Raw genomic sequence first — 26,782 nt, 5'->3', positions numbered from 1 at the left:
ATAATAGTGTAAAGGTTTTGTTGATCTGTATTATATATATAAAACATCTGTACTATCCCGAATCGATATACGGGCGTTATTACACCAAGTTACCTGTTGATATTCCATACGAAACAGGTTTATAATAATTAGTATAACAGAAAGTCTTTTTCATGGCATGAAAATCATAGATGAGGTGACAATCACATGAGCAAGCCGCAGTATGAAGTAAGTTCCGAGCAAGTACAGCCCTTGACCATTATCGGGCCGGACGGAACCGTGGTTAATGAAGAGAAATTGCCGAAACTTAGTGACGACCAATTAAAAGAACTTATGCGCCGCATGGTGTTTACCCGTGTTTGGGACGAACGCGCGATCAATCTGGGACGTCAAGGCCGCCTTGGCTTCTATGCGCCGGTTTCCGGACAAGAAGCTTCCATGATCGGCAGCGAATTCGCCCTGAACAAAGAAGACTTTATTTGCCCGGGCTACCGCGATATGCCGCAAATCGTATGGCACGGTTTGCCGATGTATCAGGCGTTCCTGTACTCCCGCGGCCATCAGCACGGCGGACAGGTACCTGAGGATGTGAACGTCCTGATGCCGCAAATCATCATCGGCGCTCAAATCCTGCACGCTACCGGGATCGGTATGGCGTTCAAGAAGAAAGGCGAGAAGCGCGTTGCCATTACGTACACCGGCGACGGAGGAAGCTCCGAGGGCGATTTCTACGAAGGCCTTAACTTCGGCGGAGCTTTCAAGCTTCCGGTTATTTACATGGTACAGAACAACGGTTACGCGATCACGACTCCGTTCTCCAAGCAGACCGGCGCGCAATCCATCGCCCACAAGGCGCTGGCAGCGGGTATCCGCGGCGTACAGGTTGACGGCATGGACGTTCTGGCCGTTTACGCGGCCGTATCCGAAGCGGCAGAAATTGCCCGCAACGGCGGAGGCCCTACACTGATCGAATCCCTTACTTACCGTTTCAAACCGCACTCCATGGCGGACGACACGACGAAATACCGTACGAAGGACGAAGAAGGCGAATGGGCGCCTAAAGATCCTATCGTACGCTTCCGTACTTACTTGACGCAGAAGGGCCTCTGGAGCGAGGAAGAAGAAGCGAAAGTGAAAGAAGAAGCGAAAGCGACTGTAGCGGAGCAAATCAAGAAAGCCGAGCAAACCGAGAAAATGACGGTAGCCGGCCTGATCGATTCCATGTTCGAAACGACTCCGAAGCACCTGGAAGAGCAAAAGGCGCAGTTCTCCTAAGCGGGACTGCATGATGAAACCAGCAGACGGTCAGCGGCCTCTTTAGACGGCCGCCAGCCCTTTTTACACTAAATATTCCGGTCTAAGGCCGTGTTCTCTGACAGATAGAAGAACGATATAGGAGGCAGTAGATGTCATGGCACAAATGACGATGATTCAGGCGATTCAGGACGCTATGCGCGTAGAGCTTGCAAGAGATAAGAATGTTGTGTTGTTCGGTGAAGACGTAGGCCATGTGGGCGGCGTGTTCCGTGCAACGGAAGGACTCCAGAAAGAATTCGGCGAAGATCGGGTATTCGATACTCCGCTGGCCGAATCCGCTATCGGCGGTCTGGCGGTAGGTATGGCGACTCAGGGCTTCCGTCCGATCGCGGAAATCCAGTTCGTAGGCTTCATTTATGAAGCGCTCGATCAAATGGCGGTTCAGGCAGCCCGTATGCGCTACCGTTCCGGCGGCAGCTACCAGGCTCCGATCGTATTCCGTACGCCTTTCGGCGGCGGCGTTAAGGCAGCCGAGCTTCACACGGACTCCCTGGAAGGTTTGATGATCCAGACTCCGGGTATTAAAGTAGTAATTCCTTCTAACCCGTACGATGCGAAAGGTCTTATGATCGCCGCGATCCGCGACAACGATCCGGTATTCTTTATGGAACACCTGAACTTGTACCGTTCTTTCCGCCAGGAAGTTCCCGAAGGCGAGTACACGGTAGAGCTGGGCAAAGCGAACGTCGTTCGCGAAGGCTCCGACGCTACGATCATCACTTACGGCGCTATGGTTCACACTTCCCTGAAAGCTGCGGAAGAGATCGAGAAAACCCGCGGCGTGAAAGTGGAAGTTATCGACGTCCGTACGCTGATGCCTTTGGACATCGACACGATTGTCGAATCCATCAAGAAAACCAACCGTGCCATTGTGGTGCAGGAAGCACAGAAAACGTCGGGTGCTGCTGCTGAAATTATCGCACAAATCAATGAAAAGGCTATTCTGCATCTGGAAGCGCCGGTTCTCCGCGTTGCCGCTCCGGATACGGTTTACCCGTTTGCCCAAATTGAAGATCAGTGGCTTCCGACACCTGCCCGCATTATCGACGGGCTGAACCAAGTGCTGGATTTCTAATCCTGCCTGCGGCTCCACGATTATACTACTCAATATAGGAGGTTGTTCTTCTTGGCACGTTTTGAATATAAGTTCCCGGAACTTGGCGAAGGCATTCATGAAGGCGAGATTGTCAAAGTCAATGTTAAAGCGGGCGACAAGGTTGATGACGATACCATTCTGATGGAAGTTCAGAACGACAAAGCAGTCGTGGAAGTTCCTTGCCCGGTTAACGGCCAGATTCAGGAAGTGCTCATCAAGGAAGGCCAAGTTTGCCACGTCGGCGAAGTGGTCATGATCATCGACGCGGAAGGCGAGATTCCGGAATCGGAAACTTCCGCTGCGGCCCCTTCACCGGAAGCGGCTGCACCGGCTCCTTCCAACGCACCTTCCACTGAGCTTCCTAAGAAGGAAGACCAAGGCGCTCCGACAGCTCCGGCTCCGGAAGAAACGAAGAAATCCGAAGGCGGCAAGCCGTCGGCTGCTCCTAAAGACGTTCTAGCTACTCCTAGCGTCCGCAAATTTGCACGCGAGAAGGGCATCAACATCGCGGAAGTTTCCGGCACCGGCAAGAACGGCCGCATTACCCGCGAAGATATCGAAGGCTTTGTATCCGGCGGCGGCGCATCCGCAGCTGAGGCCGGACAGCCTGCACAGGAGAAAGCGGCTCCTTCCAAAGCGGCCTCCGCACCTGCGGTACAAGGCGAGCTGGAAGAAGAGCGCATTCCGTTCAAGGGCATCCGCAAAGTGATCGCCAATGCCATGGTTAAATCCAAGCATACGGCTCCTCACGTGACGCTTATGGACGAAGTCGACGTAACACAGCTCGTAGCGCTCCGTACCAAAGCGAAGCCGCTTGCCGAGAAGAAGGGCGTTAAGCTTACTTATCTGCCGTTCATCGTTAAAGCGCTCGTAGCGGCCTGCCGCCAATTCCCGGTCATGAACGCCATGATCGACGAAGAGAAGCAGGAAATCGTGTACAAGAAATACTATAACGTAGGTATCGCAACGGATACGGACAACGGTCTTCTTGTACCTGTCATTCATCATGCGGACCGTCAAAATGTCTGGATGATTGCGGATTCCATCCGTGATCTGGCCACACGCGGCCGCGACGGCAAGCTGACTCCGCACGAAATGAAAGGCAGCACGATTACGATTACCAATATCGGTTCCGCCGGCGGCATGTTCTTCACTCCGGTCATCAACTATCCGGAAGTTGCCATTCTCGGCACCGGCCGTATTTCCGAGAAGCCTGTCGTGAAGAACGGTGAAATTGTCATTGCACCGGTAATGGCCCTGTCTCTCAGCTTCGACCACCGTCTGGTTGACGGCGCAACAGCTCAAAATTTCATGAACTATATCAAGCAGCTGCTTAACGATCCCGAGCTGCTCGTGATGGAGGTATAAAGCGATGGTAGTAGGAGATGCTTCTTTAGATATTGACGTTCTGGTAATTGGTGCGGGTCCCGGCGGCTATGTGGCTGCCATCCGCGCTGCACAGCTTGGCAAAAGTGTTCTGATCGTGGATAAATCCGAGTGGGGCGGTGTCTGCCTGAACCGCGGCTGTATCCCTTCCAAGGCTCTTATTTCCGCAGCGCACCAGTACGAAGCGGCCCAGCATTCCGAAGTGATGGGAGTAAGCGTGGAGAACGTTAAGCTGGACTACGCGAAAACCCAAGAGTGGAAAGCTTCCGTTGTGAAAAAGCTGACCAGCGGCGTTGCCGGTCTGCTCAAAGGCAACAAAGTGCAAATGTTCCAGGGCGAAGTCATGTTCATCAACGAAAACGAAGCACGTGTTTTCAATGAGCAGGAAGCTCCGCGCTACCGCTTTAAGCACTGTATCATCGCGACCGGTTCCCGTCCGATCGAGCTGAAGCCGTTCCCGTTCGGCGGACGTATTCTTTCCTCGACCGAAGCTTTGGAACTGAAAGAAATTCCGAAAAGCATGGTTGTAATCGGCGGCGGATACATCGGTATCGAGCTGGGTCAAACCTTCGCGAAATTCGGTACGAAAGTAACGGTACTTGAAGGTTCCGATACGGTTCTGCCGGGCTTCGAGAAAGAAATGACTCGTCTGGTTGCCAAAAACCTGAGCAAGCTGAACGTGGAAGTGTTCACGGAAGCTCTTGCTCAAAGCTCCGAGCAAACCGAGAACGATGTAACGGTAACGTTCACGGTTAAAGGCGAAGAGAAAAAAGTTACGGCCGACTACGTACTCGTAACCGTCGGACGTCGTCCGAATACGGACGGCGAGCTTGGCCTCGACCTGATCAACGTGAAACTGACCGACCGCGGTCTGATTGAAGTTGACGAGCAGGGCCGCACGAGCATTCCGCACATCTTCGCTATCGGCGATATCGTTCCAGGCCTGGCTCTGGCGCACAAAGCTTCTTACGAAGGAAAAGTGGCGGCGGAAGCTATTGCCGGACAGCCTAGCGTTGTCGATTATAAGGCCATCCCGGCCGTTGTATTCTCCGATCCGGAGATTGCTTCGGTAGGTCTTAACGAAACCGAAGCCAAAGAGAAAGGCATGAACGTTTCCGTAGGTAAGTTCCCTTACGCCGCTAACGGCCGTGCCCTTTCCCTGAACGCAACCGAAGGTTTCGTTAAAATCGTAGCGAACAAGGATACCGGTCTTGTTGTCGGTTCCCAAATCGTAGGTCCGGAAGCATCGAACCTGATTGCCGAAATCGGTCTGGCGATCGAAATGGGAGCTACGCTTGAAGATATCGCGCTTACGATCCATGCTCACCCGACGCTTGGTGAGATCGTAGCTGAAGCCGCCGAAGGCGCGCTCGGCCACCCGATCCACATGTTGGGCAAGTAACTTCCATTATTACTTCTTAAAATAGACACAATTAGACATGCGCCGAGAGAAATCTCTGGCGCATGTCTTTTTTTACAGGAATTTGAACTAGGTCCGCAGTATTAAAGAAGGTACAAATAATAGGTACACTGGCTTATAAAGTCGAGTCAAACCTCTGTGGAGGTGCCTCTACATCGTAAAGGAACTTATCGTCAATTTTGCTCTCCTGCTTGCTTTTTTGTTTGCCGTTAGTCAGATTTACAAAGATGAACGCTTGAATTTCACGAAGCCGTGGACGCGAATAAAAACCGGACTGGCAACCGGTGCATTCGGAATCGTTTTAATGTATTTCAGCATTCCGATCGCCCCCCACACCATTGTTGATTTTCGTGGGTACGCCGTCTTGCTGGCGCTGCATTTCGGAGGCATTTATTCCGGCTTTATTGCCGCCGTTCTCATTGCCGCGGCGCGCATCGCCCTGCTGGGCGGTCTCAACTGGTCTGCCTTCATCGGCGCGGCGAATGTACTTCTTATCGCTCTCGCCGGAGGCATCGTGTTAAGAAGTACAGACAAGCGGTACTGGCCGCGCTGGACGAAAATGATGGCGATCCTCCTGGTCACGACAGGAGCCTCTATATTTTCCGCCATAGGCACAACGAGCCTTCCTATCATGCCGGTTATTCTCGGTACGCTGGCGGTTGGCGGATTTTTTATCGGCTATATGGTTAATTATATCGTGAGGGCCCACGAGCTTTTTCTCCTGATGAAAGAAGCGTCGCATGTCGATTTTTTGACGGGACTGAACAATCACCGCACGTTTGACAGGCTCTTTAACGAGCTCGTTCAATCGGCGGAGCGTAAACAGGAGGAACTGTCCCTACTGACGCTGGATATCGATTATTTTAAAAAAATCAACGATACGTACGGTCATCCTGCAGGGGATGCGGTTCTCCAGCAAATCGGGGTGCTGCTGAGAGATTCATCCCGCAGGATGGATGAAGTGTGCCGGACCGGCGGAGAAGAATTTGCCGTCTTGCTCCCGGACTGCGGCCGGAAAGAAGCTCTGCACTATGCGGAGCAGATCCGCTCCAGAGTAGAGCGCAATTCCTTCCTGCTCGGAGACGGGGAGGCGATCCGCCTGACGATCTCGATCGGGGCGGCTACTTTTCCGCAGGTTTCACCCGATCTTCTGATCGAGGAAGCGGATAAAGCCCTGTACCGAGCGAAGCACAACGGACGTAATCAGGTTTGCTGAGCGCAGCCGGAGGCGTTTCCGTATCCGGAGGAGGGCATCCATAGGCTCCGATATTTCTTCAAGGCAGCGGGAAGGGATCCGAACGGCAGGAGCAATCCGGAGTCCGGCATCGGCTCGCCTGTGGATAACTAACGTTTTCCTGGGTCATCCCGAATCCCAGGTTGTGCGGCTAAGTCCGCGTGCGTCACACTGAAGCAAGAATACAAAAAGAGCACGGCCTCACGGGCTGTGCTCTTTTGCAGTTTCATCCGGTCATTCTGCCGGTATCCTGTTGTAGAATTATTTAACCGTCTGATTATACTTGCCGATCTTTTCCGTAATCGACTTGGCGGCTTCATCCAGGGCTGCCTGAGGCGTTTTCTTGCCGTTCAGGGCTTCCTCAATGGCACCCTCGACGATTTGTCTGGCTTCCGGGAACACGCCCATTACAGCGCCCCCAGTGGCCGTATTCGCCTTGCTTTCGTGCAGCTGGTCAATCGCCGTTTTGAACTGCGGGTATTTGACGAGATTGTCTTTTACGATTTGCTCGTCATAGGCTTTTTTCGTGATAGGGAAGTAGCCCGTGTTCACATGCCAGTATGCCTGGGATTGAGGAGAAGTCAGGAATTTGATGAACTCCCAAGCTCCTTTCTGTTCGGCTTCGGATTTATTGTTCGTAATATAAAGGCTGGCGCCGCCTACGACAACTCCGCCGTCTTTGGCGTCAGCCGGTTTCGGCAGGGGGGCCGTGCCTACCTGGAACTTGCCTTCCGCCGTGGAGACGATTCCCTTAAGGGAGGCGGTGGAATCGAGCACCATGGCGATTTGTCCCGCCGCGAAAGCTTTTTTGGTGTCGTCGGTTTTGCGTCCGAGGTTAAGCGCGGTTTTGTTGTCGACCATGGATTTCCACCACGTTAAAGCTTTGAGGCCCGCTTCTTTATTTACATAGGATTCCGTCGCGGGAGCCGTGCGTCCGTTGCCGTTGTTGACATATTCAGCGCCCTGTTTGGCAAAAAACTGCTCCATAAACCAGCCGTAAATGGCGAACGACGCACCCGCTTTACCGTCCTTGGAAAGAGCCTGTGCCGCTTTGGTGATTTCATCGAACGTGACCGGAGGCTTTTCCGGGTCGAGACCGGCGGCTTTGAACATATCTTTGTTATAGTACAGAATCGGGTTAGACGTATTGAAAGGCATGGAATTCAGCTTGCCGCCGATGGTGTAGTACTGGGTAATGTTTTCTTCCAGCTGGGAAAGATCATATTTATCGGCATCGATGAACTTTTGTACGGGTGTTATGGCTTTCGAGTCGATCATGTAGCGGCTGCCGATTTCATAGACCTGGATCAGCGACGGTCCGCTTTTGGAATCCATGGACGCTTTCATTTTGTTCAGGCTTTCGTCGTAAGTTCCTTGGAAGATTCCCTCTACCTGAACGTCTTTCTGGGAAGCGTTAAAGTCGGAGATCAGCTTGTCCGTCACTTTCCCGAGCTCGCCGCTCATGGAGTGCCAGAATGTGATTTTCACCGGTGCTGCGCTGCTTTCTTTTGTGGTGGTCGAACCTGTTGTTTCTTTGTTGGAAGATTGAGTTCTGTCGTTTGCGCCACCGCAGGCCTGCATGAGCAGAGCGGAAGCCAGAAACATAGCCATTACGGAAGTGCGGCGGGACGGTTTGTACGAAAACATGTGGAATGTCTCTCCTTTTTATCAATCAAAATGGTGGATAAACGGTTAGCCTTTGACGGCCCCTACCGTGAGGCCGCGGACGAGCTGCTTAAGCCCGAGCACGAGCAGAAGCAGAGAAGGAAGAAGAACGAGTGCGACTCCGGCAAGCACCAGGTTCCATGACGTGAACTCTTCGAACTGGAGCATGGAGATGCCGATTTGCACGGTGCGTTTCGCGGGATCGTTCGTGACGAGCAGCGGCCAGAGATAGCTGTTCCAGGCGCTGAGGAAGCTGTATACGCCGAGTGTCGCCAGACCGGGCTTTGACAGCGGGAACGCGATGGAGAAAAAACAGCGGATATGCCCGCAGCCGTCGATCTTGGCGGCCTCGAACAGTTCGCCCGGCAGCTGCATGAAAAACTGGCGCAGCATGAACGTTCCGAAGCCCGTGGCAAGGAATGGGACGACCAGCGCCGCATAAGTGTCGGTCCATCCCCAGCTGCGGATCGTCAGGTAATTGGGAATCATCGTCACTTCCCAGGGGATCATCATGGTGCTCAGAAACAGCAGGAACACGAACTTTTTCCCCGGAAAACGGACGAAAGCGAACGCGTATGCCGCCAGGCTTGCCGTAAACAGCTGCCCCGCCATAATAAGCAGAGAGACGGTAAAGCTGTTGGTCAGAAAAGCGCCGATCGGAACAAGCTCCATCACCGTCTTCAGATTGCCCAGGTACAGGCTTTCGGGAAGCAGGGGCGGCGGGAATTGGCTGGCTTCTCCCGCAGTCATAAACGTAGACGCATACGTAAAGAACAGCGGGTAGAGAACGAGTGCGGCAGCCGCGGTCAGAAAAACGTAGATAGCGGTTTTTTGCAAGGACCGGATCATGAGTAGTGCACTTTCCTTTCCAGAACGCCGAACTGCACGAAGGTGAAGAACAGGACGATCACGAATAAAAGAATGGCCTGCGCGCTGCCGGAGCCGAAGCGGAAGTTGACAAACGCTTCCTGGTAAAGGGAATAGACCATGACATTGGTCGTATCCATGGGACCACCTTTGGTTAAAATCTGGATTTGGCCAAAAGACTGGAAGGCCCCGATCAGGGAAACCACACCGACAAAGAACATGGTGGGGGAGACGAGCGGAAGCACGATTCTAAAGAATGTCCGTATCGGACCCGCACCGTCGATTTTGGCGCTGTCGTACATATCCTCCGGTACGCTCTGCAGCCCGCTGAGCAGGACAATATAGGCGAAGCCGAGATTCATCCATACGGTCATCAGCGAGACCGAGAAGAGCGCCCAGCTCGGATCGGAAAGCCAGGCGACCGGTGCCTGTCCAAGCAGACCGAGCCAGTAGTTGAGCATACCGGCGGTCGGATGGAAGAGCAGGGCCCAGATCACGGAAGCAGTGCCGACCGATAGGGCCATCGGCAGGGAAAAAATGAACTGGTAGATTCTCTTGCCCTTCAGCCCTCTGTATGTCAGCGCGGCAAGGAGCAGAGCCGCGGCGATCGTGGTCGGGATCGTGAGCAGAGCGAACTGGGCCGTAACGCCCAGGCTATGATAAAATTTCTCCGAGGTAAGCAGTTCCCGGTAGTTCTCGAAACCGACATATTCCGCGATTTTTCCCCGAAGATTCGTACTGTGTACGCTTAAATACAAGGACTGGAAGAACGGGTAAAACAAAAAAATACCGAACCCGGCCAGTGAAGGCAGCAGGAACAAATAGCCGATCCCCGCTTCCCGGACGCGATTCCACCAGGAGGCGGTCCGGATGCCCCGCGCGTTTCTGACCCGGATTGGTAACGATTCATCGACGGTATTCATCGATTTTTTATCCCCCTCTCTTTCAGGATTAAGTGTACGTACGGACTATTTTGCTCAGATCAATTGGGCTTGAAGGTTTTGTAAAACCGGCCGGGAAGCGCTAAACCTGTCGAATCAAGGGGCAGAATAAGGAAGGAGGAGGGGGAATACCCAGAGTTTCAGTTGGATTACTTCCTAATAAAATGTAAAACGAATCCTTAATTTCTATAAATAGGATTAAGGACTAAGGGCCCACTATTTTACCCCTCAAGTGAGAGGATTTTATCCCTGTATTGTTGAAATGAGGACCTGCCGCAAGAAGGGCAACGTCCCTATAATCAAACTTGTAAGACACAAATTCAAACGTTTTGGGGAGGTCTACAAATGAAAAAGAAACTGGCGACAATCATGGCCGTAGCCGTGGGGATGACAACCGTTCTTTCCGCTTGTGGCAGCACAGATGGAGGAGGCGCTAGCAGCACGACGACACCGGGTGGAAGCGCTGCGCCGAAAGAATTTACCGTTTCTTTCCGTCATACGCAAATCAAAGACACAGCCAAGAAAAGAAAGGCTATGTTCGAGGATGCTCTTAAAGAAGTTGAAGCTAACATTCCCGGCCTGAAAATCGAATCCGAAGGCGTGGACGAAGTTGTCAACCGCGATACAAAGCTGAAAGCCGAAATGGCCGCCGGTAACCCTCCAAAAATGTTCGAACTTTTCGGTGGTACCGATACAAAGAACTATGCGAAAACAAACAACCTGCTTGACCTGACGCCGATCCTTGACGAGCTTGGCCTGAAAGACAAATTCGTTGACCTTTCCGAGTTCACGGTAGACGGCAAAGTTTACGGTCTTCCGATCGCAGGTTACCTGGAAGGCATGTTCTACAACAAGAAAATCTTCAAAGACAACGGCGTAGAAGTTCCGAAGACTTACGAAGAGTTCCTGAAAGCTTGCGAAACGTTCAAATCCAAAGGCATCACGCCGATGGCGCTTGGCGGCAACGAAGCTTGGGTACTCAACATGCTTCCTAACACCCTTTACGTACGCGTAGGCGGCCAAGCAGTCGTAGACGGTCTCCAATCCGGCCAAAGCAAATGGACGGACGAAGCTTACGTTAAAGGCCACACTATGTTTAAAGACCTGATCGACAAAGGCTACTTCAACAAAGACGCTCTTGCGCTGAAATATGCCCAAACGCAAGACCGTTTCGCTAACGGCGAAACTGCTATGATCTTCGACGGAGGCTGGGCGAACCAGAAGTACTCCAACCCGGATCAATCCAAAATGGCTGCTGACCTCGGCTTCTTCAACTTCCCGACTGTAGAAGGCGGCAAAGGTAACGATCTGATCAACGGTTCGTACTCCAACGGCTTCGGTTTCTCCGCTAAGCTGAACGAAAACGAGAAAAAAGTGGTAAAAGAATTCATCAAAGTATTCTTCACGGAAAAATATCAACTTCGTCAGCTGAAAGAAGAAGGATTCTTCCCGTCCATGAAGCTCAGCTCCACTGGCGACAAGCCGATCATTGCTGAAATGCTGAAAGCTTCCGAAGGCAAGAAAACATTCCCGGCATTCGACTCCTTGATTCAGCCTAAAGTGAAACTTGACCTTGAGTCCGGTATCCAAGCTTTTGTAGGCGGCAAAAAATCCGTTCAGGACCTGTTGGCTGATGTTCAAAAATCCCAAGAAACAGAAAACAAAAAGACTGCAAAGTAAGATGAGTAACGTCATCTAAATAAGCAGATAAAAAAATAACGGGTATCACACCAAGTGGTACCCGTTCTTATTCGCATAGTGTGAAGGATGGAGGCTGTTATGAACAAGGTTTATCGAAATCCTCTAGCATACCTGGTGTTCATTATTCCAACCCTGTTTTTCTACTTAACATTTTATATGTTCCCGCTTCTTACAACATTCAGATACGGGTTTACTAGCTGGGATGGTCTGACTGCACCTGTTTTCAACGGATTGGATAATTTTAAAGAAGCTTTTAACGATAAGTTTTTCTGGACTTCGGTTATAAATAACCTTTACTTTATTTTGTTTTCCGTATTTATTCAAGTCCCGGTTATCGTCGTTTTTTCGGTACTGATCTCCGAAGTCAGAAAGTTACGCGGTTTTTATAAAACGACCGTTTTCTTGCCTAGTATTTTGTCGACTGCCGTCGTAGGTGTACTTTGGACTGTAGTCGTGTTTGACCCGACAGTCGGCTTGCTGAACAAGCTGCTTGAGTCGATCGGGTTGGATAAATTGATCCATCTGTGGCTGGCTGACGAAAGCACAGCTATGCTTTCCATTCTTCTGACGAATGCCTGGCAGTGGACCGGATTTTATATCGTTCTCGTCCTGGCTGCAATCTTCGGAATTTCCAAAGAAGTCTACGAGGCTGCCGAAATCGATGGAGCCACCGGGTTTCAGCGAGCGCTTCTCATTACGGTTCCTTTGATCCGTCCGATCCTCGCGGTTATCGTCCTGCTGTCTATCACAGGTGCGATGAAAGCGATGGATATCGTCATGGTTATGACCAAAGGCGGGCCCTACGGAAGCACGGAAGTTATGGCCTCTTACATGTATAAAGTGGGTATGACGACAGGAAATTACGGTTACGCGAATACCATTGCGATCCTGATCTTCATCTTCACCTTAATTATTACGTTGATCAGCAACCTGCTTACAAAAAAATTAGAGGATGTGGAGAACTGATATGTCCAAATTGAAAAATGGATTTCTCCATGCCTTTCTTTTGTTATACGTTTTTGTAACCTTGTATCCTTTGTTCTGGGGTTTTCAAAACTCATTTAAAAGGCATGTTGATATTGTCGCGAGTCCTTTCTCTTTAATCAAAAACTTCACGTTGGATAACTATGCGAACGCCTGGACCAGTGCCAACATCGGCCGGTATTTCGTCAACAGCTTATATATCTCCGTTGCGGCCAGTGTCGTGACGATTGTATTGGCAAGTATGACGGCTTACGCGCTGACGCGGATGTATTTCCCGAGAATGAATAAATTCGTTACCGGGGTATTTCTTCTGGCCATCATGATCCCGGCGGGTTCTCTGCTCATCCCGCTGTACCGTTTCATTTTGAACGTTACAAACGATCTGCATATTCCGCTGTACGATACACACCTTGCTTTGATCCTGCCTTACATCGCATTCGGTCTGTCTCTCTCGATTATCATTATCATGGCTTTCATCAAATCTCTTCCGAGAGAGCTTGAAGAAGCGGGAGTTATGGACGGACTGACGATTTACGGACTGTTCTGGAAAATCGTTCTGCCTCTCATGACGCCTGCCATTGTGACCGTATTTATCATCAACTTCCTGGGTCACTGGAACGAGTACGTTCTCGCCAACGTGATGCTGTCCAAAGAAGCGCTGAGAACGCTGCCTGTAGCGATGGCGGCGATGAACAACGGGATGGCGATGAACTACGGAGCTCTCCTGGCGGCGACTATGTTCAGTATCGTGCCGGTCGTAGTGATCTATGCTATACTACAAGAAAAGATTATCGAAGGCTTGGCTGCCGGAAGCGTCAAGGGTTAAGTTGAAAGGACATGGGAGTAATGATGAATTTACGAAAAAAAGTATTTCTGGCTTTCATGGGATTCATCATTATTCCCTTATTATCTATTTCAATTTTCACCTATATGATTTTTCAGGACATTACCCAAGAGAAATACATGGAACAATCCGAGCTGACCATTAAGTCAATCGGCCGTAACATTGCAAGCCTTTTCAAGGAAGCCAACTATTATTCGGATTATTGGATGCTGGGGGACAATCTACAGTCCCAGCTCGTTGAGTTAAACGAGAACCCGCCATCCGACGAACAACTGAATAATGTAACGAATAGCTTAAGAAAAATATTTCTAACCTATGAGCCGCTTGGGACCTTTTCCATATACAATTTGTATGGAGAAAATTACTCAAGTGGTGTTATTCCATTTGCACCGATTCCTTTTAAAACGTTAAAAGATCATCCGATCTATGAAGAAGTGAGAAATTTGAACGGTTTTCCCCGGTGGATCGGGCCTTACGAAAATCCCGAATTGACCGGAGACAACAATTTGTTCAGTCAGGTCCGCACAGCCAATTATTATGAAACTCCGGGTTCCGGTAGAATTGGAACTATGTTTCTTCAGTTTGACTTTAAAGAGATGGATAAAATTTTCAACTTTTATAATCAGAAGAACAGCCACTTTCTGTTAGTAAACCAGCAAGGGGTTATTTTGTACGACAACCGTAAGCTTACAAATGGCTCCAATTTAAATAAATTTTTATCTCAAAAAATAGATTTGACGGAGTCTTACGCCACTTCCAGAGTCAAATTTGACGGTATAGAGAGTCTTGTGACGGTATATGATATAGGGCTGGAAAAATACGGAACTCCCAAATGGGCGCTCGTGTCTGTCACCCCGTGGGATTATCTCTCCGGCGAAATGTCCGTTATTCTGAAATGGGTCGGAACGATCATGTTCCTGTTCCTCATATCCGCCCTTCTCTTTAACCTGCTGTTTGTCAACCGCTATATCCGGGCCATTATCCGGATCGTCAGTTCCATGAAACAAGTGGAACGGGGAGATCTGGACGTGCGGGTCAAAGTACAGGGCAACGATGAAATGACCATTCTTTCCAGAGGTTTCAACAGCCTGGTATCCCGTATCCATGACCTTGTGGAAGAGGTCAAGCAGGAGCAGGAGCACAAGAACAAAGCGGAGCTTTCTCTGCTGCAGGCACAAATCAAGCCTCACTTCCTGTTTAATACGCTGGAGTCGATTAATGCGCTGGCCGTACAAAATCAAGGCAAAAAAGTGAGCCAGCTCGTTTACAGGCTGGGTACGATATTAAGAATTTCGTTCCATCATAAAGAAGAAATCGCCCTCGGCCTGGAAATCGACTATTTGAAAAATTATATGGAAATTCAGAAATACCGTTTTGAAGAACTTTTCGATTTCGAGATTTACCTTCCCAGAGAGCTGGAAAATCACTCTATTCTTAAACTGACGCTGCAGCCGCTTGTTGAAAACAGTATTCAGCACGGATTCGAAGGGATTACGTATCAGGGAATTATTACCATTCGTGTTGAAGACGGCGGGGATCACATTATTTTGTGGGTTGAAGATAACGGCATCGGCATCCCCGAGGACGTTCTTGCCAGGTTCCAATACCGGCAAAAGAAACCGGGCCTTAATACGAATGAGCCACGGGTAGGATTAGGTGTACTCAATGTAGCCGACCGTCTGAGGATTCATTACGGAAATCTCTACGGGCTCTATATTTGCAGCGAGCCGAATAAAGGTACACGGATCAAGTGTATAATTCCCAAAACGACGGCAAGGTGATGATGATGAACTTAAAAGCTTTATTGGTGGATGATGAGATCAATATTTTACGTAATCTGCAAACCGTTATTCCCTGGGAGAAGCACGATATTGAAGTCGTTGCGCTCGCATCGAACGGGGTCAAGGCCCTGGAGATGGTCCAGGAGCATCAGCCGGATCTTATCCTTAGCGATATCCGCATGCCTTTGATGGACGGCATCGCGCTGTTGGAGCAGGTTAACAAGCTGGAAAGGGATATCCAGGTTATTCTGCTGACGGGGTTTCAGGAATTTGAATATGCGCGGTCGGCGTTAAAATACGGGGCCAAGGATTATATCCTTAAGCCGATCAACTACGAAGAGCTGGAAGCGGTTGTGGAGCGGGTCGCTTTTGATATCCGGGAGAAGCGCAAGGCGGAGCTCGATGAGCAGAAAAGATGGAGCCGGGTCAAGCACTTGGCGTACGAGAAGTTTTTGTTCGATATTCTGCTTGATTATACGAACGTGACGACCCGGCATTTTTTCGAAGATGAAAACAGTCTGGAAGAGATCGAGTTTACCCTTCTGCTCATCGACTTGGACAATTATTCGCATCTTTCCCGGGCATGGAACGAGAAAGAGCGCAAGCTCAAGAACTTCGCCGTCCGGAATGTGCTGCAGGATGCGCTGGAGCCGTATGAGCTCTTGTACTCGGTCCTGCAGACCCGGGAAGGGGAGTGGGGCGTGCTCATCCGTCATCAGAGGGAAACGCCATTCAATCTGGCAACGGCGAGAGGGTGGAGCGAAGCCCTTCAGCTGGCGGTAAAGCAGCACGTCAAACTGACGGTCAGCCTGGGCATTTATCCCGAGCACATGTCCGTTCTCCAGCTTGCAGACGCTTACAAAAAGCTTCAGCGTGCGCTTCAGCTATCCCCTGACATCGAGCAGATTCTGCTCTTGGAAGAAGTGAATCCCGGCCGGAACGAATGGAACAACTCCATGTGGGAACTGGTCGAAGAAATCGTATCCAGCTTGAAACGGCGGGATAAAGCGCAAATGGAGCAAACCTTTGAAAAGCTAAATCAGAGCTTGCGGGTTATTTCCGAGCATTCCTATGTGCGTGTGGAGCAGATTTTGCATTTTCTGGTCCTTCATCTCATCCGGGAGATGCGGGAGATCAACATCATGTCCGATGAGGAAGAACGGGGCCTATGGTCCAATCTGGAGCGCAGTGTCGGGGTCAAGGATCTGCTTGCGACGATCCATCAGCTTATTCAGGACTGCATGAATGCGGGGATGAACCGCAAGCCGAGCGAACTGCTGATGGTCAACGCCAAAGAATATATTGCCAAGAACTTATCCAACGATTTCGGCGTAGAGGAAATTGCGGATCATCTCGGTATCAGCTGCAGTTATTTCAGTCTGTTGTTTAAGCAGCACTTCGGGGAAACATTCCTTGAAAATCTGACCCGGCAGCGGATCGAGCTGGCCAAGTCACTTCTGCGTATGAGCGACAAGAGCATTACCCAGATCGGCAAGCAGGTGGGGTATGCGGAACGCCGGTATTTTACCCGGGTGTTCTATAAATTTACCGGCATGACGCCTTCCGAATACCGTGAACAAATTACGAACGCATAAATTATCGATGGGGGATGATTAGGATGAAACAACGGAAAGAAATGAGCCTCCGGCAAAAAATCGGACAAATGATGATGTGCGGTTTTTCCACATCGAATGAGTTCGACTCGGCGATGAAGCCCAACAAGAAAATTATCGACTTGATTCAGAAGCACGAAATCGGCGGCGTAATCTTGTTCCGCCGCAATTTGGACAATCCGAAGCAGGTAAGCGAACTTAACCATGAGCTGCAGGTACTGGCCAAGGATTCGGCAGGAGGGCCCCTTCTGATCAGCATCGACCAGGAAGGCGGCATGGTTGCCCGTATCCACGAGGGCATTGCCTGTATGCCCGGCAACATGGCAATCGGGGCAACAAGAGACGCCCAGGCGGCCTATGAAACAGCGCGGGTCAGCGGTGTGGAACTGCGCGCGATGGGCATCAACTTGAACTTCGCGCCATGCCTCGATATTAACAACAATCCGATGAATCCGGTGATCGGTGTCCGTTCTTTCGGCGAAACCGCGGAAATCGTCGGCGAGCTGGGGGCTGCGGCCGTGAAGGGGTACCAGGCGGCGGGCGTTGCACCGACGATCAAGCATTTCCCGGGGCACGGGGACACGCATTCGGACTCCCATCATGCTCTACCCCTGATTCCTCACGACCTGGATCGCCTGCGTGAGCTGGAGCTCGCTCCGTTTGTGAAAGCGATTCAGGAAGGAGCCGACGTGTTGATGTCGGCGCACGTTATTTTCCCGGCGCTGGAGCCCGATGGCCTTCCTTCGACCTTGTCCAAGCGGGTACTGACCGATCTGCTGCGCGGTGAGCTCGGTTACAATGGCATCATCGTGACCGACTGCCTGGAGATGAAAGCGATCGCAGACCATTACGGGACGGCGGAGGGAGCGGTAATGGCGGTGGAAGCGGGCACCGATTTGCTGCTGGTCAGCCATACTTACGACACCCAGGTTCAAACCATTGAACGTCTGGTGGAAGCCGTGGAAACCGGCCGCATCAGCGAAGAACGGATCAACGAGTCGGTGGACCGTATTCTCGCTTTGAAAGGCGGTCTGAATATTACGCTGGGCACTACGGCCGACGATATTTCGGCAGTGGGGTCCCCTGAGCATATCGAGCTTGTGCGCGAAACCTACAAGAAGAGCGTGACGCTTGTTAAGGACGAGGATCAGCTTCCGCTTGCGAAAGACAAAAGGACGTTTGTCATCTGGACGGAAGTCCGGGAATGGACGCAAATCGACGAAGTGGTGGAGCAGAAGGAAACACTCGGAGCCTTCCTGGCGGAAACCGTTTTTGAGGTAACGGAAGAAAGAATCCACACGAATCCTTCCGAAGAAGAAGTAGAGCGTGTGCTGAAGGCCAGTCAAGGATACGACCAGGTTATCGTAGTCACGTATAATGCAAGCTTTTCACCCAACCAGGTGCGTATCGTAAAAGAACTGGCGGCCAGAGACAGCAAGCTCGTCGTCGTGGCCGGACGCAATCCGTTTGACTTTAAAGAATTTCCGGAAGTCAAAACTTTCTTGGCTAGCTACGAGAACCGTCCTCATGTCATGAACGCGGTTGCCGGTGTATTGACCGGCCAGTTCCCGGCACGCGGCAAGCTGCCTGTTACCGTCACACCTGAATACCCATACGGCTGGTCAGCCTCTTCCCAAAGCTAATAACCGAATAACCGAAAAGCCCTGTGAGCAAACTTCCGTTAGCTTACAGGGCTTCTTTTTTTATTGCATGTTAAAATGTAATTTTTTTTCGGATCTCGATTTATAAAACGGCAATTTTCTCTTGTTCCGCAGCTTCTCCATAAACGTATGAAATGTGAATCTAGGCGCATATAGTGATAATGGTCTTCACATAAGCCGAAGACCCGGCGCTCGTCATTTTTCGTTATTAAGGAGGAGAGGTATGGGATCGAACAGGTTGGCCGGCATACGCAAATTTATTACCAATGAAAAAGAAAGGACGTTGTCGAACATCCGGAATGGAACAATCGGTAAAGAACAGGCAACCGGAAGCCTCAATACCTTGTACCAATTGGCTGCGGATATTCAGGATATTCACTATATGAAGGAAATAAGCAGTACGATTGCGCTGCTTCGTTCCGCTTCCGACAATTGGCAGAGACAGGGAGCCTTAATCAGTCAAGCGATAGATTCTGCGGCGTATCGGCCCGGTATAAAATAAACGAGGCCGGCAAGCCGCCGATTAATATAAATTGCGGCGTCTAATCTCGGAGGCAAGTTGTTGAAGAAATTCGGCACCCAACTTCATTTGTAGGGCTTGTACGAAACAATCAAGCAGCTGATAATCACTGAGCAGCTCTACAGCTGATTTTTTTAACATGACATTCATCCTTTATGAATAAAATGGTAAACGTGGGTACAACCTTATAATAAAAGATTCAAATCGTTTCGTCAGCGCAAAATGATTACGCAATTGCGCGTATATCATTACACTTTCATGCACATTATTCTTCCAAAAAACAATAAAAATGACCTGTTCCTTTCCATCTGATAGAGGCTTTCGTCCTACTGTTAAAAGAAGGGGTGTCCCGAAACAGGGTAGAAGGTCCGAGATTTCAGTAAAAAAGCAAGTAAAATCGGCTTTACCGCAGGTTCCGGCTCCTTTCGCAAGGAGCCTTTTTTTCGTGCGGCTGGAATTGTTTCGGAGACACGATTGTTCAAATCGTGTATAATTTTCTCAAAGATTTCTATTTTTTAGCAGGTTCAGGAGGATGAAGAATGACATTTTTCCAACGGATGCTGGCCAGTATCGGTTTTGGCGCCGCTCAAGTGGATACACGCCTCAGCAAGCATGCCTATTATCCGGGCGAAGAGGTCGAAGGCGTCGTCCATATCCGCGGCGGCCAGGTCGAACAACATATCGAGGAGATTTATATTTCCCTGGTTACCGAATACAAACGCGAAGTCAATAACGGTTATGTAAGCGAAACGAGAGAAATTGCCAAATACCTCGTTTCGGACCCGATCACTCTGGGGCCAAGCGAGCAGATGGAGGTTCCGTTCCGGTTCAGGCTGGCTGAACATACACCGCTTACGCTGGGGCATACTCCGGTCTGGTTCTCGACAGGGCTGGATATTGCCAGCGCAATCGACCCTAACGATTCCGACCGGATTGAAGTCGTTCCCTCCCCGGAGATGCAGGTCGTATTCGATGCGGCGGACCAGCTCGGCTTCCGGCTCCGGGAGGCGGAGGTGAAGCAGTCGCCGAGGTTCGGCGGACGGATCGGCCTGCTGCAGGAATTTGAATTTGCTCCTTCCGGCCGTTTCCGCGGCGAGCTGGACGAGCTGGAGATCAGCTTCCTGCCGGCAACGGAAGGGTTGGAACTGCTGCTGCAGATCGACCGCAAAGCCAGAGGCTTGTCCGGCCTGCTTGCGGAGGCTGCGGACACGGATGAAACGCTCCTCCGGCTCCGCATTCATCCTGCAGATCTCGACAGAGGTTCCTCCTACATGGCCGGCATGCTGGCCGAATTGATTCAGGATCACTTGTGAGACAGCCAAAAACGAAGGTAACGAGGGATAGGAGAATCAGGACTGCCGCGTGTCTGGCGCAGCGGTCTTTTTTGTTGTCTGGAAGGGGCGGGGCCCGTTTGATTTTAAAGGGTTGGAGTGATATGATCGTTACAAACTTTTAAGCCTAAGATTCGGGGAAGGGGTTATCGGGTTATGAAAGCTTTGATCGTCATTGATTATACGTACGATTTTGTCGAAGGCAAGCTTCCGGTCGGAGATCCCGCCATTGCCATTGAGGAGAGAATTACGGCGCTCACGGAGGAATTTCTGGAGCAGGGCGGCTTCGTCGTCATGGCCGTGGATTTCCATCGTTTGAACGAGCCTTTTCATCCGGAGACGAAGCTGTTTCCGCCTCACAATATAGAGGGCACGAGCGGACGCGAGCTGTACGGCCGTTTAAATACGCTTTACCGGGAAAAGGAAGGCCAGATCTTGTGGCTGGATAAAACGCGGTACAGCGCGTTCTGCGGCACGGATCTGGAGCTGCAGCTGCGCGCGCGGGGGATTCAGGAAGTTCACCTGGCCGGCGTCTGCACGGATATTTGCGTCCTGCATACGGCCGTGGATGCGTATAACAAAGCTTTCGAGCTGATCGTCCACGAGGATGCCGTGGCGAGCTTTAACCCGGACGGGCACACGTTTGCCCTGAACCATTTCCGTACTTCGCTGGGCGCTCAAGTCGTGAGAGGCAGCGAACCGGTCTAACAGCAGGACTACTACATTGTCAGGAACAGGTGAGACGAATTCATGAGCAGCATACCGAATTTAACCTTACATACGGATAAGTATCAGATCAACATGATGTACGCCCATTGGAAAAACGGTTCCCACCGCCAGAAAGCGGTATTCGAAGCGTTCTTCCGGAAGCTTCCTTTCGGGAACGGATACGCGGTCTTTGCGGGCTTGCAGCGTCTCATCGATTATGTGCACCATCTTAACTTCGACGAGCCGGCTCTGCGCTATTTGAGCGAGCAGGAAGAGAATTACGACGAAGGATTTCTGGAAGAATTAAAAGCGTTCCGTTTCGGCGGGTCGATCTACTCGATGGAGGAAGGAACGCTTGTTTTCGCGAACGAGCCGCTCGTACGGGTAGAAGGCACGATTTTCGAAACCCAGCTGATCGAAACGGCGCTGCTTAATTTTATCAACTACCAGACGCTGATTGCGACGAAAGCTTCCCGCATCAAAAATGTATCCCCGAACGACACGTTCCTTGAATTCGGCACACGCCGCGCCCAGGAAGCGGACGCCGCGGTATGGGGAGCGCGGGCCTCGTATATCGCCGGCTTCGACGCCACCTCGAACGTGCTGGCGGGCATGATGTTCGGGATCCCTTCCAAAGGGACCCACGCCCATTCCTGGGTGCAGGGACACGCTACGGAGCAGGAAGCGTTCGATAAATTCGCCGAGGCGCTGCCGAACCAGGTTACGCTGCTTGTGGACACGTACCATACCTTGAAAAGCGGCGTTCCGCATGCGATCCAAACGGCGAAAAAGATGGAAGAGCAGGGGAAACGGATGCAGGCGATCCGTCTGGACAGCGGAGATTTGGCTTATCTGTCCATCAAAGCCCGCAAAATGCTCGACGAAGCGGGGCTGGAGTACGTGAAAATCGTGGCGTCCAACGACCTCGACGAGAACACGATTTTGAACCTGAAGGCGCAGGGAGCCCGGATCGACACGTGGGGAGTGGGCACCCAGCTCATCACCGCAGCCGACCAGCCTTCACTGGGCGGGGTGTACAAGCTTGTGGCGATCGAGGAAAACGGCGTCATGGTGCCGAAGATCAAGATTTCCGGCAATCCCGAGAAAGTGTCCACGCCCGGCTGGAAAGATGTCTACCGGATTATCGGCTCCGATACGGGCAAAGCTATCGCGGATTACATTGTGCTTCATGACGAGACGGATGTCCAGGAAGGCAGGAAGATCAAGCTCTTCGATCCCGTTCATCCGTATATTTATAAATATGTGGACGAGTATAAGGCGGTAAAGCTGCTGCAACCTGTATTTGAAGACGGCAAGCAGGTATACGAGGTGCCTTCTCTGGAAGAAATGAGAGCTCATCACCGGAAGCAGCTCGACCAGTTCTGGCCGGAGTATCTCCGCAAGCTGAATCCCGAGAAATATGCGGTCGATCTCAGCACCAAGACGTGGGAAATGAAAATGAAAATGATTGAAAACTTCAATTTCGCCTGATTTACCAAAAGCCCCGTACCCGGGGGACGAGTGTTTCGTCCATCGGGTGCGGGGCTGCTTTTTGCATAAGGGGATAATGGGGAAAAGAGAGAAAATCCGGCCTCCCGTCGGGTCAGACCGTTTCGTGCTGCTCCGGAATGCGCTTATGGACAATGAGGCCGATGACGACCATAACCAGAAGGGAACCGAGCGCGACCCGGCTGGCCAAGGTGCCCTGATCCTGGAGCAGGAAGGTGATCGTCCCGTACAGAACCGGTCCCACAATCGAGGACACTTTGCCGGAGAAGGCGAAGAGGCCGAAGAACTGGCCGCGTTTGTCCGGAGGCGACAGCTCGACGATCAAAGTACGCGAGGTCACCCACATGGACCCCATGGAAATCCCGTAGATGACGCCGGCGGCCCAGAACATCGGCTCGTTGACGGCTGTCGTTCCCAGGCCGATGGCGACGATCAGCAGCAGGGCGACGTACACGACCGCGCGCTTGGCCCCGTATTTCCGGGTCAGATAGCCGAAGACGAAGGAACCGAATATGCTCGATACGGTCGCCACGAGATACAGGATGAGAAACCTTACGGTCGTAAAGCCGACCACGGTTTTGGCGTATACGGCCATCACGGAGATGGCGGTCTGCAGGGCATCGTTGAAGAAAAAGTAAGCCACCATGAAAAGGAAAATGGGCCGGTAGGTCTTCATTTCCTTGAAGGTTGCCGCGATTTCCTTGTAGCCGCTCAAAAATCCGGTCCGCCCGCCGGAGCGGGGAGCGGGAGCCGCTTCTTTGTAGAAGAGCATGAGCGGCAGCGCAAACAGCAGATAAAGCAGCGCGCTGGGCAGGAAGGTCTGTTCATACTGCTGCCCGCTGGCCAGCGGGTACACGGAGAGACCGATCAGGGTGCCGATATAGCCAAGCGCGACGCCGAATCCCGAGATGAGAGGAATTTCCCTGGAATTTCCCAGATCGGAAATCATCGCATCATAGAACACGACCGACGAGCTGAAAAAGAACTTGGCGATGACGAAAAAGAAGAGGACGCCCGCCACGGCCAGGGGAAGCCCCAAAAACGAGGCGCTGCTGTTCCAATTGGCGGATAAAGCCATGAGCAGCGTAAATCCGATCGCAAGCAGCGTGAACGGGACCATAAGGCCCTTTTTGCGGCCGGTTCGGTCCATCCAGACGCCATACAGCGGACTGAGCAGGACGATGAGCAGGCCCGAGAGGGCGTTGGTATACGTTATGAACGTACTGGCCACCTGGTCCATCCGCGCATCGCCGCCGATCACCTGGGTCAAGTAAAACGGGAAGAACAACGTGACGATGTTGGAGGAGAAAATCGTGTTGGCCAAATCGTTTAATCCCCAGGAGAGGACGGGCCTGGACAGAAAAAGCTTGCGTCCTTTCGCAGGGAGGGGCGCCGGTGTGACCGGGTTCGTTTGAGACATGAGGCACCTTCCTTTTCACGGGTTAAAAAATGTTAAGCACTGGATTTAATCGGATTTTTTTCTTGTACACACTTATTCGCCCGGCTTTACCGGAATTCCTCTCCTTTTACCTAATATTTGCAATCGCTTTCTGGAATGTGCTTGAAATAAGGTACAATAAGGAGGAACCTCGAAATTCCGGGGCCTGCGAAAGGGCGGGTTTCTATTTATTCCAATTCAGGGAGGGCTCAAAATGAGCGATCTGCCATCGTTTGAAAACCATACGGAGAATCTCCGCCGTTTGATCGACGAAAGCGAGCGCATCGTGTTCTTCGGCGGTGCGGGTACTTCTACGGAAAGCGGAATTCCCGATTTCCGCTCCTCAAGCGGCTTGTACAGCAGCGGGGCGGAGTACGACTATCCGCCGGAGGTTATGCTGAGCCGCAGCTTTTTTATCCGCGAGCCGGAGAAGTTCTACGCCTTCTACAGGGGAGAGATGCTTCACCCGGCGGCCAGGCCGAACCCGGCCCATCTGGCGCTTGCGGAACTGGAGCGCAGCGGCAAGCTTACCGCCGTCATTACGCAGAATATCGACGGGCTCCATCAGCTTGCCGGAAACAAGCACGTTCTGGAGCTGCACGGCTCCGTGCTCCGGAACAAATGCCTCTCCTGCGGCGAAGGCTACGGCCTGGATGCGGTCATGGAAAGCATCGAGACGGTTCCCCGCTGCACGGTGTGCGGAGGCCTCATCAAGCCGGACGTCGTGCTCTACGAGGAAGGGCTGGATGCGGATGTGCTGGGCGAAGCGGCCGCTCAAATCGCCGCGGCGGATTTGCTGATCGTCGGCGGCACCTCGCTGACGGTTCAACCCGCCGCAGGCATGGTAGGCCGCTTCCGCGGAGGCCGTCTGGCCCTGATCAACCTGGACCCGACTCCATACGATTCGTACGCTTCCTGTATTATCCGGGAGCCGATCGGAAAAGTGCTGGCTCCTTTTGCGGATAAAAGGGCATAAACGGTTTTTTCAAGAAGAGAAGGACTGATTCGGGAAGGAATCCGGCGGGTCCCGCAGCGAATTTCTTTCGACAGGCGCGGAACGTGGTTCGACGGTTGAACCGGACGGAGCCGGATTACAAAGTCAAAGGAGACATGACAGCATGAGACGCGGTCTGGATATAGCGGGATACGCTTTTTCGCGGTTGGGCGAGCGGAGAAGTTTAACGAAAGGCGCCGGTAAACGGAAAGCGCATACGGATTTCGCCGGAGCGGACGTTCTGAAAGAGGGGTACGGCCGAAGGGGGCTTAGAACAAAAGCCATGTACGCCGGAGCCAAAGGAGTCTGGCGTACGGGAGCGGCTGCGCTGCTGATCGGCGGCTTCTTGTTCGCGGCGGGCCCTGCCGGTCAAGCTCTGGCCGACGATGCGGTCACAAGCGGCAGCAAGCAGGTAAACGCCGGCGGGAAAAGCTTCGCCGTCAAATGGGTGCGCGTCGATGTAACGGACCCTTATCTGGAGGTTGTGCCCGTTACGGCATCGCGCGGCATCGGGTACGACGAGAGCTTCTCGTCCATGATCGCAAGGACGGGAGCAGTCGCCGCGGTGAACGGGACCTTTTTCAATGCGTATGAAAAAGATGCCTCGATCCGTTACCCGAACGGCCTTATGCTGAAAGACGGGGAACTGCTTCATTCCGGGGAGAACCAGTCCCTGATTGTCGATGCGGACAAGACGGTGGATATCCGGAAGCTGAAAATGTCCTACACGATTACGACGACTCACGGCGGCAAGGATTATACGTTTTCTCCGTGGGGGACCAATAAGGATTACGGCGATTCCCAGCCCGATCAGGTGGTCTGGTTTACGCCCGAATACAAAGCCGCGGTGGGCAAAAGCGGAACGACGAAAGTGGTGGTGCGGGACGGTGTCATCACGGCCATTACCGGCGACGCCGTGTATGTACCGTACGACGGGTACGTTTGTCTGATCGGAAACAGCTCCAACAACAAGAGCAATCTGCTTCCGCATCTCCATGTGGGCGACACCGTCAAAACGAAGCTGGAAGTGACGGAGAACGGCCAGCGCGTTCAAGGAGCGGAACTGTGGCAGAGCGCCACAGGGGTCGGGCCCAAGCTCGTTACCGGCGGCAAGGTGGATATCGACCCCGCACGGGACGGATTTTCCGATCCGAAAATTACGAAGAGTGCGGCCATGCGCAGTTTTGTAGGCGCGGATGCCCAGGGCAGACTCGTTATGGGAACGGTTAACGGCGCCACCATGAACGATCTCGCGCAGATTGCGCTCTCGATGGGCTTAACCGATGCCATGAACATGGACGGCGGGGCCAGTTCGGGGCTGTACGCCAACGGAAGCATGCTGACGGCTCCCGGACGGGCTCTGAGCAACACGCTGGTGGTGAAGAGACACGCGACCCCGCAGGTGCAGGTTGCGGTGAACGGCCAACTGTCAGAAGGCTTCAAAGGATTTATCGGCGGCGAGACGACGATGGTCCCCATGCGCCCTTTGCTGAACGCGATGAATACGGAATACAAGTGGGACAACGCGGCGCATTCCCTGACCTTGAAGAAGGGGAACGTCGAGATGGTCATGACCGTCGGCAGTTATTATATCCGCGTCAACGGCAAGGATTACTGGGTGCCTGCGGCGCCGCAGCTGCTGGATAATTACTTGTACGTCCCCTTGCGTTTTACGGCCGAAAAGATCGGGGCGGAGGTCAAGTGGAATCAGAGCTTGTACCGGGCCGACATTGTGCTGCCCTAAGGTTGTAAGATCAAGTCCCTGCCGACAGGCGGGGGCTTTTTTTATGGCT

22 protein-coding genes are annotated in these 26,782 nt (G+C 52.0%); 17 read left to right on the top strand and 5 right to left on the bottom strand.

Annotated elements, in window-relative coordinates:
- The first annotated feature begins 186 nt into the window (after positions 1-186).
- The 5 genes from pdhA (at position 187) to AC58P5_RS08005 (ending at position 6,414) form a co-directional block, all read left to right on the top strand.
- On the top strand, positions 187-1,254 hold the full coding sequence (pdhA, locus tag AC58P5_RS08025) for a pyruvate dehydrogenase (acetyl-transferring) E1 component subunit alpha (RefSeq protein ID WP_497385629.1): 1,068 nt from the start codon (positions 187-189) through the stop codon (positions 1,252-1,254).
- 136 nt (positions 1,255-1,390) lie between these two features.
- Positions 1,391-2,371: an alpha-ketoacid dehydrogenase subunit beta gene (locus AC58P5_RS08020; protein ID WP_009673352.1), complete on the top strand. Its 981-nt coding sequence runs from the start codon at positions 1,391-1,393 to the stop codon at positions 2,369-2,371.
- A 51-nt stretch (positions 2,372-2,422) separates the two neighbouring features.
- Positions 2,423-3,760 carry a dihydrolipoamide acetyltransferase family protein gene (locus AC58P5_RS08015; RefSeq protein ID WP_497385628.1) on the top strand — a complete coding sequence of 446 codons (1,338 nt, stop codon included), beginning with the start codon at positions 2,423-2,425 and terminating at the stop codon, positions 3,758-3,760.
- A gap of 4 nt (positions 3,761-3,764) precedes the next feature.
- Entirely contained in the window at positions 3,765-5,180 is a 1,416-nt protein-coding gene (gene lpdA / locus AC58P5_RS08010; protein WP_218228264.1) for a dihydrolipoyl dehydrogenase, read from the top strand.
- A gap of 217 nt (positions 5,181-5,397) precedes the next feature.
- Entirely contained in the window at positions 5,398-6,414 is a 1,017-nt protein-coding gene (locus tag AC58P5_RS08005) for a GGDEF domain-containing protein (RefSeq protein WP_497385626.1), read from the top strand.
- 279 nt (positions 6,415-6,693) lie between these two features.
- Here the strand turns inward: AC58P5_RS08005 and AC58P5_RS08000 are convergent, their stop codons facing one another.
- The 3 genes from AC58P5_RS08000 to AC58P5_RS07990 are packed head-to-tail and all read right to left on the bottom strand — an operon-like array spanning position 6,694 to position 9,887.
- A complete protein-coding gene (locus AC58P5_RS08000; protein WP_497385624.1) occupies positions 6,694-8,079 on the bottom strand; it encodes an ABC transporter substrate-binding protein in 1,386 nt (461 codons plus the stop codon).
- A 45-nt stretch (positions 8,080-8,124) separates the two neighbouring features.
- The gene (locus AC58P5_RS07995; RefSeq protein ID WP_497385623.1) at positions 8,125-8,946 is read right to left on the bottom strand and encodes a carbohydrate ABC transporter permease; all 822 of its coding nucleotides are present in this window, start codon (positions 8,944-8,946) and stop codon (positions 8,125-8,127) included.
- Complete coding sequence (locus tag AC58P5_RS07990) at positions 8,943-9,887, bottom strand: carbohydrate ABC transporter permease (protein WP_497385622.1); 945 nt, start codon at positions 9,885-9,887, stop codon at positions 8,943-8,945. The genes AC58P5_RS07995 and AC58P5_RS07990 overlap by 4 nt, the downstream gene beginning before the upstream one ends.
- Before the next feature lie 363 nt (positions 9,888-10,250).
- Between AC58P5_RS07990 and AC58P5_RS07985 the strand changes: the two genes are divergently transcribed.
- The 7 genes from AC58P5_RS07985 to AC58P5_RS07955 all read left to right on the top strand — a co-directional run bounded on the left by AC58P5_RS07985 (position 10,251) and on the right by AC58P5_RS07955 (position 18,991).
- A complete protein-coding gene (locus AC58P5_RS07985) occupies positions 10,251-11,585 on the top strand; it encodes an ABC transporter substrate-binding protein (protein ID WP_497385621.1) in 1,335 nt (444 codons plus the stop codon).
- 99 nt (positions 11,586-11,684) lie between these two features.
- A complete protein-coding gene (locus AC58P5_RS07980) occupies positions 11,685-12,572 on the top strand; it encodes a carbohydrate ABC transporter permease (protein ID WP_497385620.1) in 888 nt (295 codons plus the stop codon).
- A gap of 1 nt (position 12,573) precedes the next feature.
- On the top strand, positions 12,574-13,416 hold the full coding sequence (locus tag AC58P5_RS07975) for a carbohydrate ABC transporter permease (RefSeq protein WP_497385619.1): 843 nt from the start codon (positions 12,574-12,576) through the stop codon (positions 13,414-13,416).
- A gap of 20 nt (positions 13,417-13,436) precedes the next feature.
- Positions 13,437-15,215 (top strand): cache domain-containing sensor histidine kinase, encoded by a 1,779-nt coding sequence (locus AC58P5_RS07970; RefSeq protein ID WP_497385618.1) that lies wholly within the window; start codon positions 13,437-13,439, stop codon positions 15,213-15,215.
- Positions 15,185-16,810, top strand: a complete 1,626-nt coding sequence (locus AC58P5_RS07965; protein ID WP_497385617.1) for a response regulator — start codon at positions 15,185-15,187, stop codon at positions 16,808-16,810. Before AC58P5_RS07970 ends, AC58P5_RS07965 begins: the two co-directional genes overlap by 31 nt.
- Positions 16,811-16,833: 23 nt before the next feature.
- Complete coding sequence (nagZ, locus tag AC58P5_RS07960; RefSeq protein ID WP_497385615.1) at positions 16,834-18,471, top strand: beta-N-acetylhexosaminidase; 1,638 nt, start codon at positions 16,834-16,836, stop codon at positions 18,469-18,471.
- A gap of 241 nt (positions 18,472-18,712) precedes the next feature.
- The gene (locus AC58P5_RS07955; protein ID WP_497385613.1) at positions 18,713-18,991 is read left to right on the top strand and encodes a hypothetical protein; all 279 of its coding nucleotides are present in this window, start codon (positions 18,713-18,715) and stop codon (positions 18,989-18,991) included.
- Positions 18,992-19,012: 21 nt separating this feature from the next.
- On the opposite strand, the gene sda is transcribed toward AC58P5_RS07955, so the two are convergent.
- Entirely contained in the window at positions 19,013-19,150 is a 138-nt protein-coding gene (gene sda, locus AC58P5_RS07950) for a sporulation histidine kinase inhibitor Sda (RefSeq protein ID WP_009673311.1), read from the bottom strand.
- A gap of 398 nt (positions 19,151-19,548) precedes the next feature.
- On the opposite strand from sda, the gene AC58P5_RS07945 reads away from it, so the two are divergent.
- From AC58P5_RS07945 to AC58P5_RS07935, 3 genes are all read left to right on the top strand, one after another.
- On the top strand, positions 19,549-20,322 hold the full coding sequence (locus AC58P5_RS07945) for a sporulation protein (protein ID WP_497385612.1): 774 nt from the start codon (positions 19,549-19,551) through the stop codon (positions 20,320-20,322).
- Positions 20,323-20,496: 174 nt separating this feature from the next.
- Positions 20,497-21,048 carry a cysteine hydrolase family protein gene (locus AC58P5_RS07940; protein WP_497385611.1) on the top strand — a complete coding sequence of 184 codons (552 nt, stop codon included), beginning with the start codon at positions 20,497-20,499 and terminating at the stop codon, positions 21,046-21,048.
- A gap of 42 nt (positions 21,049-21,090) precedes the next feature.
- Complete coding sequence (locus AC58P5_RS07935; RefSeq protein ID WP_497385610.1) at positions 21,091-22,539, top strand: nicotinate phosphoribosyltransferase; 1,449 nt, start codon at positions 21,091-21,093, stop codon at positions 22,537-22,539.
- 112 nt (positions 22,540-22,651) lie between these two features.
- Here the strand turns inward: AC58P5_RS07935 and AC58P5_RS07930 are convergent, their stop codons facing one another.
- On the bottom strand, positions 22,652-23,977 hold the full coding sequence (locus AC58P5_RS07930) for an MFS transporter (RefSeq protein WP_497385609.1): 1,326 nt from the start codon (positions 23,975-23,977) through the stop codon (positions 22,652-22,654).
- A 232-nt stretch (positions 23,978-24,209) separates the two neighbouring features.
- Between AC58P5_RS07930 and AC58P5_RS07925 the strand changes: the two genes are divergently transcribed.
- On the top strand, positions 24,210-24,971 hold the full coding sequence (locus AC58P5_RS07925; RefSeq protein WP_497385608.1) for an NAD-dependent protein deacylase: 762 nt from the start codon (positions 24,210-24,212) through the stop codon (positions 24,969-24,971).
- Positions 24,972-25,113: 142 nt separating this feature from the next.
- On the top strand, positions 25,114-26,733 hold the full coding sequence (locus tag AC58P5_RS07920) for a phosphodiester glycosidase family protein (RefSeq protein ID WP_497385607.1): 1,620 nt from the start codon (positions 25,114-25,116) through the stop codon (positions 26,731-26,733).
- The last annotated feature ends 49 nt before the right edge of the window (positions 26,734-26,782 follow it).

The organism is Paenibacillus sp. JT31N7, from assembly GCF_059692095.1.
Note: the sequence above shows the minus strand (reverse complement) of the source record. Positions and strands in the feature narration are given on the sequence as shown.

Coding starts and splice junctions, on each gene's coding strand:
- AC58P5_RS07955 (WP_497385613.1), top strand. CDS start 18,713: ATGGGATCGAACAGGTTGGCCGGCATACGCAAATTTATTACCAATGAA.
- AC58P5_RS07995 (WP_497385623.1), bottom strand. CDS start 8,946: ATGATCCGGTCCTTGCAAAAAACCGCTATCTACGTTTTTCTGACCGCG.
- sda (WP_009673311.1), bottom strand. CDS start 19,150: ATGTTAAAAAAATCAGCTGTAGAGCTGCTCAGTGATTATCAGCTGCTT.
- AC58P5_RS07920 (WP_497385607.1), top strand. CDS start 25,114: ATGAGACGCGGTCTGGATATAGCGGGATACGCTTTTTCGCGGTTGGGC.
- nagZ (WP_497385615.1), top strand. CDS start 16,834: ATGAAACAACGGAAAGAAATGAGCCTCCGGCAAAAAATCGGACAAATG.
- AC58P5_RS07925 (WP_497385608.1), top strand. CDS start 24,210: ATGAGCGATCTGCCATCGTTTGAAAACCATACGGAGAATCTCCGCCGT.
- AC58P5_RS07985 (WP_497385621.1), top strand. CDS start 10,251: ATGAAAAAGAAACTGGCGACAATCATGGCCGTAGCCGTGGGGATGACA.
- AC58P5_RS07980 (WP_497385620.1), top strand. CDS start 11,685: ATGAACAAGGTTTATCGAAATCCTCTAGCATACCTGGTGTTCATTATT.
- AC58P5_RS08020 (WP_009673352.1), top strand. CDS start 1,391: ATGGCACAAATGACGATGATTCAGGCGATTCAGGACGCTATGCGCGTA.
- AC58P5_RS07940 (WP_497385611.1), top strand. CDS start 20,497: ATGAAAGCTTTGATCGTCATTGATTATACGTACGATTTTGTCGAAGGC.
- AC58P5_RS07975 (WP_497385619.1), top strand. CDS start 12,574: ATGTCCAAATTGAAAAATGGATTTCTCCATGCCTTTCTTTTGTTATAC.
- AC58P5_RS08000 (WP_497385624.1), bottom strand. CDS start 8,079: ATGTTTTCGTACAAACCGTCCCGCCGCACTTCCGTAATGGCTATGTTT.
- pdhA (WP_497385629.1), top strand. CDS start 187: ATGAGCAAGCCGCAGTATGAAGTAAGTTCCGAGCAAGTACAGCCCTTG.
- AC58P5_RS07935 (WP_497385610.1), top strand. CDS start 21,091: ATGAGCAGCATACCGAATTTAACCTTACATACGGATAAGTATCAGATC.
- AC58P5_RS07945 (WP_497385612.1), top strand. CDS start 19,549: ATGACATTTTTCCAACGGATGCTGGCCAGTATCGGTTTTGGCGCCGCT.
- AC58P5_RS07930 (WP_497385609.1), bottom strand. CDS start 23,977: ATGTCTCAAACGAACCCGGTCACACCGGCGCCCCTCCCTGCGAAAGGA.
- AC58P5_RS07970 (WP_497385618.1), top strand. CDS start 13,437: ATGATGAATTTACGAAAAAAAGTATTTCTGGCTTTCATGGGATTCATC.
- lpdA (WP_218228264.1), top strand. CDS start 3,765: ATGGTAGTAGGAGATGCTTCTTTAGATATTGACGTTCTGGTAATTGGT.
- AC58P5_RS07990 (WP_497385622.1), bottom strand. CDS start 9,887: ATGAATACCGTCGATGAATCGTTACCAATCCGGGTCAGAAACGCGCGG.